The sequence below is a fragment of the Myroides sp. WP-1 genome (assembly GCF_014145635.1).
Taxonomy (GTDB): domain Bacteria; phylum Bacteroidota; class Bacteroidia; order Flavobacteriales; family Flavobacteriaceae; genus Flavobacterium.
The window spans coordinates 252091-264791 of record NZ_JACHTC010000005.1 but is presented as its reverse complement, the minus strand read 5'-3'; the positions used below and the strand labels follow the sequence as shown (position 1 = coordinate 264791).

The window sequence follows — 12701 nt, the reverse complement described above, 5'->3', positions numbered from 1 at the left end:
CTTCCCATTTCGAACAGAGAAGTTAAGCCCGCTAGCGCAGATGGTACTGCCGTAAGGTGGGAGAGTATGTCGTCGCCCTTCTTTTGAAAAGCCTGATTACGTAAGTAGTCAGGCTTTTTTGTTTTTGATTATCAGTGAACTGTTAACTGGGATCAGTGGCGAACGAGAGTTCGCTTTTTTTGTTTGGTGAGGTGGTGAGGTGGTGAGTCGCACAACAAACAACGAACGACGAACAACAAACAAAAAAAATCACTTATTTGATGGTGAGACGATGAGATGGTGAGTCGCTCAACAAACAACGCACAAAAACACTAAGCTTACCATTCTCCGATAACCGATAATTACGAATAATGTTTTTATTCTTTAAATTTATTGAATAATTCTCAATATTTGTAATTCTGTCAGAATTTTGTTGTTTAGAAATATTTAACTACCGAATATTATTCATTAAATAATAAATATTTCCGTATATTATTCTTTTGTGTTATCTTTGCACTGTAAAACGATAAAACGATGGAATATAAGTTAGATGAAATTGATTTGAAGATTTTGCGCATGATGCAAGACAATGCTCGAATCAATAATTCTGAATTAGCTCGTGAGCTTGGTATGGCTCCTTCTGCAGTGCTAGAGCGCGTGAAGAAGTTAGAACATAAGGATGCTATTGTAGCGTATCACGCAAGGGTTAATCCCAATGCGATTAATCAAAAAATGCTTTCGTTTATTTTCATAAAAGTAGATGAAATCATTGGAGATGAGAATACAGGTAGAGCTTTAGCAGAGATTCCAGAAGTTTTAGAGGTACACGATATTGCAGGTGATGATGGGTATATTGTGAAGGTGAGAACATCTGATTCAATTGCGCTTGTAAATTTAATGCGCAATTCCCTGTCAAAAATTGAGGGGATCATTTCAACAAGAACAATCATTGTATTGCAAACAGTAAAAGAAGATAATAAATTAATAATTCCTGATACATTAGAATAGTTATGAAAGCAGTAGCTACAAATCAAACAAATAATAAAGTAGTACTTGGTGCCTATTTAGTAGTGTACTTTGTATGGGGATCTACTTTCTTTTTTATTCACAAAGCATTAAGCGATTTCACGCCTTTTGTTTTGGGATCTTTACGTTTTTTTGCTGCTAGTATGATTTTACTGACTTATTGTAAAATGAGGGGATATAAAATCTTTAATAAACAAGTAGTAAAGCAAGCGTGTATTACAGGTTTTTTGTTGCTTTTTATTGATATGGGAGCTTTGATATGGGCAGAACAACACGTATCTAGTGGTATTGCTGCTATTATGGCGGCCGCAGCAGCTCTGTGGTTTATTATCTTAGATAAAAAACAATGGAAGAGCAATTTCTCAAGTTTACCAATTGTTTTAGGGTTAATCTTAGGTTTTGTAGGAGTGATCATGTTGTTTGCTGAGCAAATTACAATAGCAGGAGATGAAAGCCAACGTTTGTTGAATATCTTCTGTATGGTATTGTTGATTTTAGGATCAATTGCTTGGACAGTAGGTTCGTTGTATTCTAAGTATTCAAAGTCTAAAAACGAAGATAAAGGTGAGGATTTACACGTAATGGTGAAAACATCATGGCAAATGATTACAGCAGGTGTTTTGTTCACAATAGTGGCTTTGTTAAATGGTGAGTATGCACAATTTGATGTATATGAGATATCAGCTTCTGGATGGTTTTCATTATTGTACTTGATTACATTTGGATCAATCTTAGCTTTTGGATCATATATCTGGTTAATTCAGAATAGACCTGTAACGGAAGTTAGTACGTATGCATATGTTAACCCTGTTGTTGCCGTAGCATTGAGTTACTTCTTTACAGATGATATTATTACAAGTCTTCAAATAGGAGGTTTGGCAGTTGTTTTGATAAGTGTGGGATTAATGAACTGGGATCTTTATAAAGACAGTAAATTTTTCAAAGGGTTTCAAAAGAAACGCGATTTGAACACACGCGATAAAGAACAACTCAATATGAGTAATTAATTCTTTTTTCATTATTATAAAATTGATTGAAGCTAACGGAGTGATTCGTTAGCTTTTTTTGTAATAGTTTAGGTTTGAGTCTCTTGATTCGAAAAAAGATGTAAATATGTTTTTTACATCTAAAAAATGTTGTACTTTTGCACAGCTTTTAGATCAGCGTTGTTTCCCTAAGAGTCAAAACATTATATATGTAAAACCACTTCTGTTCTTTGCTGCTGAGTAACGAAACAAGGCAAAACAGAATACAAATTTATTATCAGCACATGTCTGAAAACATCAAAACACAGGAAGAATTTTTAAAAGATTTTAATTGGGATAACTATGAAAATGGTATCGATGCAGTAGATGCAGCTCAATTAAAAGAATTTGAAAGCTTAGTAGACAAAACTTTTATTTCTACAGACGACGAGGAAGTAGTTGAGGGAGTTGTAGTGAGAATCACTGACAGAGACGCGATTGTAGATATCAATGCTAAGTCTGAAGGTGTTATTTCATTAAACGAATTCCGTTACAACCCGAACTTAAAAGTAGGTGATAAAGTTGAAGTATTAATCGACGTTAGAGAAGATAAATACGGACAATTAGTTTTATCTCACAGAAAAGCTCGTACAATCAAAGCTTGGGATAGAGTTATTGCTGCTCATGAGTCAGGTGAAATCGTTAATGGTTTCGTAAAATGTAGAACTAAAGGTGGTATGATCGTTGACGTATTCGGAATCGAAGCATTCTTACCAGGTTCTCAAATCGATGTTAAGCCTATCCGTGATTACGATCAATACGTAAACAAAACAATGGAATTCAAAGTAGTTAAAATTAACCACGAATTCAAAAACGTTGTTGTATCTCACAAAGCGCTTATCGAAGCAGATATCGAAGTACAGAAAAAAGAAATTATCGGTCAATTACAAAAAGGTCAAGTGTTAGAAGGTGTTGTTAAAAACATTACTTCTTACGGAGTATTCATTGACTTAGGAGGTGTTGACGGATTAATCCATATTACAGATTTATCTTGGTCAAGAATCAATCACCCAAGCGAGGTGTTAGAATTAGATCAAAAATTAAATGTTGTAATTTTAGATTTCGACGACGAGAAAACAAGAATCCAATTAGGTTTAAAACAACTTTACGCTCACCCTTGGGATGCTTTAGATGCTAACTTAAACGTTGGTGACAAAGTAAAAGGTAAAGTAGTTGTTTTAGCTGATTACGGTGCTTTCATCGAAGTTGCTGAAGGTGTTGAAGGTTTAATCCACGTTTCTGAAATGTCTTGGTCTACTCACTTAAGATCAGCTCAAGATTTCGTAAAAGTTGGAGACGAAGTAGAGGCAGTTATCTTAACTCTTGATAGAGAAGAAAGAAAAATGTCTTTAGGTATTAAACAATTATCACAAGATCCTTGGACTGATATCACTGCTAAATATCCTGTAGGATCTAAGCATTCAGGTATCGTTCGTAACTTTACTAACTTCGGTGTATTCGTAGAATTAGAAGAAGGAATTGATGGATTAATTTACATCTCTGACTTATCTTGGACTAAGAAAATCAAACACCCATCTGAGTTTGTAAACGTAGGTGATAAATTAGATGTTGTTGTATTAGAGTTAGACGTTGAAGGACGTAAATTATCTTTAGGACACAAACAAACAACAGCTAACCCTTGGGATAAATACGAAGATGCTTATGCAGTAGGTACTATCCACAATGGAGAGATTTCTGAATTAGTTGACAAAGGAGCTACAGTAGTATTCGAAGAAGACGTAGTAGCTTTCATTCCAACTCGTCACTTAGAAAAAGAAGACGGTAAGAAATTGAAAAAAGGTGATTCTGCTGAATTCAAAATTATTGAGTTCAATAAAGAATTCAAAAGAGTAGTTGCTTCTCATACTTCAATTTTCCGTGAAGAAGAGGAGAAAAATGTAAAATCTGCTGAAACTACAGTAAATGCTACAGAAAAAACTACTTTAGGAGATATCGATGCTCTTGCTGAATTAAAAGAAAGAATGGAAAAAGGAAACTAATCCTTTATATCTATACAATCTTGAAAGCCCTAACCTATGTTAGGGCTTTTTTATTTTCCTATACACGGGTTTTTCCGTATTGAAGAGTATCTTTGGTGATTGTAATCAACTAGTAAAATGCCAAATTATGATTGAGCTAAAGCCTTTAAGTAAAGAAGATGTTATTCCTTTTTTTACCTGGTTAAACGATGATGAAGTGATTAAATACTCAATGGGTCTGTTTCAGCGTTTAAATTCTTCAGAACAAATTAAAAATTGGTTTGACAGCCTGTTTGAGGAGCAGCAGACATATAACATCGGAATTTTTTTAGAAAATACAAACCAATTGATCGGTTATGCTGGAATTAGTGGTATATCGACCTTAAATAAGAGTGGTGAATATTTTATTTTTATTGGAGACAAAACTCAATGGGGAAAAGGAGTGGGTACCATTGTTACACAAAAGGTTATTGCATATGGATTCGAAACACTAAAACTCAATCGCATCATGTTGACCGTTTCACAACCTAATATTGGCGGTGTCAAAGCGTATGAACGCGCAGGTTTTAAAGTAGAAGGAGTATTAAGAGATGCTTGTTATCGTGATCATGCTTTTCACGATAAAATAGTGATGTCTATTCTTCAGGCTGAATACGATGCTGCAAACAAGTAGTTTTGTTCCGTCGTTTTGTTAATTCAGATAAACCATCGTTTTATTTTAAACATAAAAAAAGGAGATTCAATTGAATCTCCTTTTTTATAGGTAAATAACAGTTGTTATTTTGATGCGTTTTGAGCAGTTAATTCAGCAATCTTAACGATTACTTCTGTTGCTTTAACCATACTTTCTACTGGTACATATTCGTATTTTCCGTGGAAGTTATGTCCACCTGCGAAAATGTTCGGACATGGTAATCCCATATACGATAATTGAGATCCATCAGTTCCACCGCGAATCGCTTTGATTAAAGGTTTAATACCTAAATCTTTCATCGCTTGTTCTGCTGTATCAACAATATGCATAACAGGTTCAACTTTTTGCTTCATGTTGAAGTATTGATCTCCAATCTCACAAGAAACAATTGGTCCACCGAATTTTTTGTTGTGTTTTTTGTTGAACTTCTTCGCTAATTTATCAATGAATACTTTGCGTTGCTCGTATTTTTTTAAGTTGTGGTCGCGAATGATTAATTCAACTACAGATTCTTCAATGCTTCCGCTTACTGTATGTACGTGGAAGAATCCTTCATAACCTGTCGTTTTTTGAGGCACTTCATCTTTTGGTAACTTATTGATGAATTTATTAGCCAACAAAATAGAGTTGATCATCTTTCCTTTTGCGTATCCTGGGTGTACACTTTTTCCAGAAAATGTCAATTTTGCATATCCAGCATTGAAGTTTTCATATTCTAGTTCACCAATTTGACTTCCATCCATTGTATAAGCCCATTCAGCACCGAATTTTTTCACGTCGAATAAGTGAGCGCCACGACCAATTTCTTCATCTGGTGTAAATCCAACTCTAATTTTTCCGTGTTTGATTTCGGGATGTTGAACCAAATACTCCATAGCAGATACAATCTCTGTAATTCCTGCTTTGTCATCCGCTCCCAATAAAGTAGTTCCGTCAGTAGTGATTAACGTCTGACCTTTATATTGTAATAGATCTTTAAAATAAGAAGGAGATAAAACAATGTTTAGTTCTTTGTTTAACATAATATCACCACCATCGTAGTTTGGTACAATTTGCGGTTTTACGTTTGCACCAGAAAAATCAGGTGAAGTATCAAAGTGAGCAATAAATCCAATAGTAGGTACTTCATGCTCTACATTGCTAGGCAAAGTAGCCATCACATATGCGTTCTCATCTATTGTTACGTCTTCTAGACCAATTTGTTTTAACTCTTCAACTAGTTTGTTTGCTAAATCCCATTGCTTTTCAGTACTAGGACAAGTTTGAGAAGAAGGATCAGACTCTGTATCAACAGTCACATAACTGATGAAACGATCAATAATATGTTGCATAGTATTAAATTTTATATCTAACAAAAGTATGAATTTATTAAATGAAAGCCTTATAATGTCTTGGCTTTTTCACGAGCTTAATTTTGAGATGAATGAAGATTGGAAATATTAGAATATCATTAGTAAACCAATTTTTCATTCGAATGCAATTAACCATAAGGTAGTATTGTTGTATCTTTGGTTTTCAATTCAAAAATGACGAGCAATGAAGCATTTACTTTGTTTGTTTAGTTTGTTGTTTGTGCAGATCGCGGCAGCATTAAATCCAATTAAGGAGTATGTTGATACCCCTGTTAACTCCAATTTTCACTATGAGGAAGTGAAAATAGAAACCCCTGATAATTACACCCTAAACTCGTGGATTTTATATCCCAAAGAAGACAAAAAGCTAGATCGTACGTTGATATTCGCCTATGGAGATGCCGGAAATATGTCTTACTGGTTGAGACAAGCAATCGAAGTAGTGAATCAAGGATATACGGTTGTTTTGTTTGATTATCGCGGTTTTGGAGCGAGTGATCCTTTTGAAATTGAAGAAGATCTGTTGTATTATGATGAATTTGCTATCGATTTACAAGCGGTTGTTACCTATGTAAAGCAAAAGTTTGATACTAAAATAGGTGTATGGGCCATGTCTACCGGAACCATCGCAGCTGTACTTACGCAAAACGTAACCCCTTATGATTATTTAATTGCAGACGGTTTTATGGTTAGTCCTCAAACCATAGTTGAAAGGTTAATGCATTTCTTAGAAAAAGAAACGCGATTGCCTGAAGGGGCTAAAACTTATGACAAAGCGTTAAGTCGATTGACACTTCCAGTTTTATTTATCGTAGGAGATCGAGATGGATTAACAACCGTATATGATAGCAATCGCGTGAAACCACTAAATCCAAAAAGTGAAGTAGTCCTGTATAAAGGAGGTCATTTGCAAGGCTTTCAAGCTATGACCAATACCTATCACGGACAAGGTTATATCGAAGCAATGAATGCTTTCTATGTGAAAAACTTTGAAAAGTAATACATGATGATGGAACACAGACATTTTCTACTGTATAAACCACATGGCTATATCAGCCAATTTATTTACGAAAAGAAACGTGCCAAAAAGAAGCTAGGTGAATTATTTGATTTTCCCGAAGGAACTATGGCTATTGGACGATTAGATGAAAATTCTGAGGGACTATTGTTGCTGACTACAGATGGAATGGTCAGTGAACAAGTGCGAAGTGAACACTATGAGAAGGAGTATTACGCACAAGTGGATGGTCAAATTACTTCAGAAGCTGTAGCAATATTGAGAAATGGAGTCGAAATAGGAGTGAAAGGAGAAAAGTATACAACCAAATCTTGTGAGGTTAGTAAGCTTGAAGAAGTTCCTGCATGGATAGGTGTTGGCAGACGTATACGCGATGAAAGACACGGACCTACCAGTTGGATTCGAATTGTTTTGACGGAAGGAAAATTTCGACAAGTACGAAAAATGACTGCTAGTGTAGGATTTCCGACCTTGCGATTAGTTCGCGTTAGAATTGGCTCAATCCATTTGGAAGGACTACAAGTAGGGGAAGTAAAAGAAGTAACAACGTTGTAAAACTTAGTTTTATGCATAGCAAAGCAAACGAAAATTACCAATTTCAAAAAATAGTAGCCATTACAGGGGTACTCTTGTTTATTGTAAAACTAGTTGCGTGGTATATGACTCGATCTGTAGCGATCTTTACAGATGCTTTGGAAAGTGTGGTCAATGTAATTAGTGGTTTTATTGGGTTATATAGTCTCTATCTCTCTGCTCAACCTCGAGATCGAAATCATCCGTATGGACATGGAAAGGTAGAATTTATTTCTGCCACGATTGAAGGTGGTTTAATTATTATGGCAGGTATTGCTATTATTTTTGAAGGAGTGAGAAATATTATCAATCCTCAACCTATTGGACAATTAGATTATGGGATTTTCTTAGTTGCCATAACAGCAGTAGTAAACTATGTACTCGGTTGGTATGCTATCAAAAAAGGAAAAAACAATAAATCATTGGCGTTGGTTGCTAGCGGAAAACACCTCCAGTCAGATACCTATTCAACCATTGGAATTATTTTAGGTTTACTCTTGTTGTACTTCACTAATTTGCATTGGTTAGATAGTGCTGTTGCTTTGATCTTTGCTGGTATCATTATCGTAACAGGTTATAAAATTGTACGTGGCGCTGTTTCGGGTATTATGGATGAAACAGATGAGGCGTTGTTGAAAGAAGTAGTCGACTATTTGGAGCAAAATAGGAAAGAAAACTGGATTGATTTACACAATATGAGAATTATTAAGTATGGTAGTGTTTTACATTTTGACTGTCATATGACAGTACCTTGGTATTTCACAATTGTAGAAGGTCATAAAGAAGTTGAACTTTTAGAAAAAGAGATTAGTGATCATTTTGGAGAAGATCTAGAGTTATTTGTTCACATGGATGATTGCAAAACGTTTTCTTGTAATATATGCAGTAAACAGGAGTGTCCGTTCAGAAAAGAACCATTTGTTAAACAAATTAGATGGACAATCGAAAATGTTTCAAAAAACAAGCGACATACAAGTACTACGGGGCAAGAATAAAACGCTTGTTTTGTCGGTCAAACTGTAAGACATCATCGGGAAAGAAACGATCAAAAACACCGTTGGAAACTAAGTTTTCAATGGTGTTTTGTGTATAAGCTCCCTGTTGGAGTACAATTCCTTCATCGGCAAACTGTAAGGCTAGTTCAATGTCATGACTAGAGAATAAGATGGTTTTCTTCTCCTCTCGAGTTAAGTGTTGTAACAATTGATAGATTTTTACCTTATGGTGTAGATCCAAATGGCTAGACGGTTCATCTAGAATAAGGATTGGAGTATGTTGTGCAAGTGCACGGGCAATTAAAACGCGCTGTAGTTGTCCGTCGCTCAAGTTTTGAATGGGTAAATCAACAATAGAAGCAATGGAAGTTAAATCAATGGCTTTATCAATGTGATAAAAATCTTCTTTTGTGAGGTTAGATGACCAGTTGATGTGAGGTGTCCGACTGATTTGAAGCAATTCCTTAACACGTAAGTTGGAAGCAGGAAGACCACTGGTCAGTACAACGCTGATTTCCTTTGCAAGTGCAGGAGGTGAATAGAGAGATAAAGGTTTTCCTTTTAATAAAATACTTCCACTCAAAGGCTTTAAGTGTCCGCATAATGTGCGGATCAATGTAGATTTTCCAATGCCATTAATACCTAATAAAGTGGTCAACGTTTGAGCTTGAAGACACAATGTTACCTGCTCCTGAATGATGTTGATTTGTTTTTTACCCAATGGATAACCAATCGCTAATTCTTTTGTCTGTAACATAATATTGTTTTTAATAGGCAAAATATGGATTTATTCTATTCTTTTTTATAATGTAGAGTAGACTTTAAAAAGGTAAAGATACTTATTACATTCGTTTGATAATAACATAGAGTACAGCAAATAAGTTTTATATTTGTTCCATAATAAATTTAGATTGTCGAAATAATGAAACCGAACACACAACAACTAACGGAGTTAACTACACAAGTAAGAAGAGATATTCTTAGAATGGTACATGCGGTGAATTCTGGACATCCAGGAGGTTCATTAGGGTGTGCTGAATACCTAGTGTCTTTATATCAGTCGATCATGGATCGCAAAGAAACATTTTCAATGGACGGAGAAGGCGAAGATCTTTTCTTCCTATCAAATGGACATATTTCTCCTGTATTTTACAGTGTATTAGCTCGTAGTGGATATTTTCCAGTAGCAGAATTAGCTACATTCAGAAAGTTAAACACTAGATTACAGGGGCATCCTTGTACACATGATAAATTACCAGGTGTACGCATGGCCTCAGGATCTTTAGGACAAGGGTTATCTGTAGGAATTGGAGCGGCTCAAGCGAAGAAATTAAACCAAGATAATCATTTAGTTTACGTACTGCTAGGAGATGGTGAACTTCAAGAAGGTCAAAATTGGGAAGCAATGATGTACGCTTCGGCGAATAAAGTAGATAACTTAATTGCGACAGTAGATTTAAACGGTAAACAAATTGATGGACCAACAGATGCAGTATTGAATTTAGGATCAATGAGAGCTAAGTTTGAAGCATTTGATTGGACGGTAATCGAAATCAAAGAAGGAAATTCAATAGACGCTATTCTAAAAGGATACGAACAAGCTAAAGCTTTAACTAAACAAGGAAAACCAGTTTGTGTATTGTTATACACAGAAATGGGGAATGGAGTAGATTTTATGATGGGTACACATGCATGGCATGGAAAAGCACCGAATGATGCGCAGTTAGAAGAAGCGTTAAAACAAAATCCAGAAACTTCATTTGGAGATTATTAATCTATTGACTTTAGAATTATCATGAAAAAATATACAAATACAGGAAGTAAAGATACGCGTTCAGGTTTTGGAGCTGGACTTACAGAATTAGGACAAAAAAATGAAAACGTAGTAGCCTTATGTGCTGACTTGATCGGTTCATTGAAAATGGACGATTTTAAAAAGAATCATCCTGAGCGTTTCTTTCAAGTAGGAATTGCAGAAGCGAATATGATCGGAATTGCAGCAGGTATGACAATAGGTGGAAAAATTCCATTTACAGGTACTTTTGCCAATTTCTCAACAGGTCGTGTATATGATCAAATTCGTCAATCAGTTGCTTATTCAGAGAAAAACGTAAAAATTTGTGCATCTCATGCCGGATTAACACTTGGCGAAGATGGAGCAACGCACCAAATTTTAGAAGATATTGGTTTGATGAAAATGTTGCCTGGTATGACAGTAATCAATACTTGTGATTACAATCAGACTAAAGCTGCAACATTAGCTATTGCAGACTATGATGGGCCCGTTTACTTGCGTTTTGGACGCCCTGTAGTTCCTAATTTCATGCCAGAGAATGAAAAGTTTGAAATCGGAAAAGCAGTTCTTTTACAAGAAGGAAAAGATGTGACGATTATTGCAACAGGTCATTTAGTTTGGGAAGCATTATTGGCTGCCGAAACACTTGAAGGAAAAGGAATCTCTGCAGAAGTAATCAATATTCATACGATTAAACCGCTCGATGAAGAAGCTATTTTGCGTTCTGTGGCTAAAACAGGATGCGTAGTTACGGCAGAAGAGCACAACTTCTTAGGAGGATTAGGAGAAAGCGTTGCACGTGTACTTGCTTTAAATAGTCCATTACCACAAGAATTCGTTGCCGTACAGGATACTTTTGGTGAATCAGGTACTCCAGATGAATTAATGGAGAAATACGGTCTAAAAGCAACTAATATTGTTGAAAAAGCAGAGTTAGCAATCAACAGAAAATTTAAGAGATAATAGTAGATCAATATAAAAAAAGGAGAGCTTGCTCTTCTTTTTTTATGTGGTTGTTTATTGAAATAAAAAAAAGCAGTAATCTATACTGCTTTTTTTATTTTAAACTGGAGATAAAATCTCCCAATTTTGTTTTTTATTTTGTAGGCCAAACCCATTCACCATCAACCATATAAGGTTTACATGTATTGTCAAGATAGCGCGGTGTGCCTGTACACGTTTTTAATTCAGGAGCATCATATTTATAATGCTTGATTTTGCCATTAGCGTCTTTGTATTGTAACTCAATGAGCGTTGGTACTCCATCTCCATCATCATCAATATCTAAGAAATTAGGTACCGCATCTTTATTGGTATCTAAATCAAAATAGTCGTGAATGGTTAGTTCGGTACCTATTTTTTCTGGTTTGACTTCGTATTTAGACGGAATACCATCTAGATCGTGGTCTCTTTCGAAGTTGCTAACTAAGGTTATGTCAGAAATGTAAGGTTCGTATGCTTTTAACTTATCGTAACCTGAATTAAATTGTCCGATTCCAGAAGGAATAAAAACAAGGATACGTCCAGCTGTGGTTTCGTCATACGAAATTGTTCCATCAGGATTGATTCCTGAATTCAATGCTGTTTTGATGAATTTTAGCATTTGACGCTCTCCGGTGTGCATACGCAATGGAGAAGGTACTGTTCCTTTCAACTCAGCAACCGTATGTGGAAATGAATAGAATCCACCAGTTGTTGGGTGATTATTTGATGTAATGCGTTGATTTTTTAAGTTGAAACTATTTCGCTTAACGAAGATAGAGTCAACAGGAGAACTCTTTTGCCCTTGTCCTTCATTAAGCACCATGTAGTACACTTTGTATTTAACAGTGTCTGCAGACTTTGAATATTTGTAAACTACTTTCGTACGATCATAAGGATCTTGTAAAGCGAATGCAGCATAGTCTTCATTGGAAACAACAATAGAGTCTAAACGACTATCGTAAAAAACAGCTTTTTCATTGGTGTGATTCGAGCTAGTAAGACTGTCAAAAGTAATGACGCCATTGCGCTCAATCATATAGTTGTTTTTTAAATACTTAATGATGGAATCTCTGTTCTTTAAGTATACTTCTTTAGAATCCTTGATGGGTTCTGGGGTAAAACCGTCAGAATTATCGCTTTTATTACAGCTAATACCTGTAATAGTAAGAGTTAGGATACCTAAAATAGAAAATAGTCTATTCATTATTTTTGAGTTATTTTAGTAGTGCAAGATACAATTTTACTTTATTTTTGTCTTGATTAATGAAGAATTTTAATATT

General features: G+C 35.2%; 12 protein-coding genes and 1 rRNA gene. 10 read left to right on the top strand and 3 right to left on the bottom strand.

The annotated features are described in order from the left end of the window. From rrf to H4K33_RS07645, 5 genes are all read left to right on the top strand, one after another. A 5S ribosomal RNA gene (rrf, locus tag H4K33_RS07665) occupies positions 1 to 81 on the top strand; the annotation flags it as partial. A 432-nt stretch (positions 82 to 513) separates the two neighbouring features. After that, entirely contained in the window at positions 514 to 987 is a 474-nt protein-coding gene (locus tag H4K33_RS07660; protein ID WP_182647865.1) for an Lrp/AsnC family transcriptional regulator, read from the top strand. Between the two features lie 2 nt (positions 988 to 989). Beyond that, complete coding sequence (locus H4K33_RS07655; protein ID WP_182647864.1) at positions 990 to 2012, top strand: EamA family transporter; 1023 nt, start codon at positions 990 to 992, stop codon at positions 2010 to 2012. A 263-nt stretch (positions 2013 to 2275) separates the two neighbouring features. After that, the gene (gene rpsA / locus H4K33_RS07650) at positions 2276 to 4030 is read left to right on the top strand and encodes a 30S ribosomal protein S1 (protein ID WP_060875613.1); all 1755 of its coding nucleotides are present in this window, start codon (positions 2276 to 2278) and stop codon (positions 4028 to 4030) included. A gap of 127 nt (positions 4031 to 4157) precedes the next feature. Continuing rightward, entirely contained in the window at positions 4158 to 4682 is a 525-nt protein-coding gene (locus H4K33_RS07645) for a GNAT family N-acetyltransferase (RefSeq protein WP_182647863.1), read from the top strand. Positions 4683 to 4786: 104 nt separating this feature from the next. On the opposite strand, the gene pepT is transcribed toward H4K33_RS07645, so the two are convergent. Further along, complete coding sequence (gene pepT / locus H4K33_RS07640) at positions 4787 to 6034, bottom strand: peptidase T (RefSeq protein WP_182647862.1); 1248 nt, start codon at positions 6032 to 6034, stop codon at positions 4787 to 4789. Positions 6035 to 6239: 205 nt separating this feature from the next. Between pepT and H4K33_RS07635 the strand changes: the two genes are divergently transcribed. The 3 genes from H4K33_RS07635 to H4K33_RS07625 are packed head-to-tail and all read left to right on the top strand — an operon-like array spanning position 6240 to position 8641. Further along, positions 6240 to 7055 carry an alpha/beta hydrolase gene (locus H4K33_RS07635; protein ID WP_182647861.1) on the top strand — a complete coding sequence of 272 codons (816 nt, stop codon included), beginning with the start codon at positions 6240 to 6242 and terminating at the stop codon, positions 7053 to 7055. A gap of 3 nt (positions 7056 to 7058) precedes the next feature. Beyond that, entirely contained in the window at positions 7059 to 7628 is a 570-nt protein-coding gene (locus H4K33_RS07630) for a pseudouridine synthase (protein ID WP_182647860.1), read from the top strand. Positions 7629 to 7639: 11 nt separating this feature from the next. Further along, on the top strand, positions 7640 to 8641 hold the full coding sequence (locus H4K33_RS07625; RefSeq protein WP_182647859.1) for a cation diffusion facilitator family transporter: 1002 nt from the start codon (positions 7640 to 7642) through the stop codon (positions 8639 to 8641). On the opposite strand, the gene H4K33_RS07620 is transcribed toward H4K33_RS07625, so the two are convergent. Beyond that, on the bottom strand, positions 8625 to 9398 hold the full coding sequence (locus H4K33_RS07620; RefSeq protein WP_182647858.1) for an ABC transporter ATP-binding protein: 774 nt from the start codon (positions 9396 to 9398) through the stop codon (positions 8625 to 8627). The genes H4K33_RS07625 and H4K33_RS07620 overlap by 17 nt on opposite strands. A gap of 165 nt (positions 9399 to 9563) precedes the next feature. Here H4K33_RS07620 and H4K33_RS07615 point away from each other — a divergent pair, with 165 nt between their 5' ends. Next, complete coding sequence (locus H4K33_RS07615; protein WP_182647857.1) at positions 9564 to 10415, top strand: transketolase; 852 nt, start codon at positions 9564 to 9566, stop codon at positions 10413 to 10415. 21 nt (positions 10416 to 10436) lie between these two features. Further along, complete coding sequence (locus H4K33_RS07610; protein WP_182647856.1) at positions 10437 to 11399, top strand: transketolase family protein; 963 nt, start codon at positions 10437 to 10439, stop codon at positions 11397 to 11399. A gap of 133 nt (positions 11400 to 11532) precedes the next feature. Here the strand turns inward: H4K33_RS07610 and H4K33_RS07605 are convergent, their stop codons facing one another. Then, the gene (locus H4K33_RS07605; RefSeq protein ID WP_182647855.1) at positions 11533 to 12624 is read right to left on the bottom strand and encodes a hypothetical protein; all 1092 of its coding nucleotides are present in this window, start codon (positions 12622 to 12624) and stop codon (positions 11533 to 11535) included. Positions 12625 to 12701: the final 77 nt, after the last annotated feature.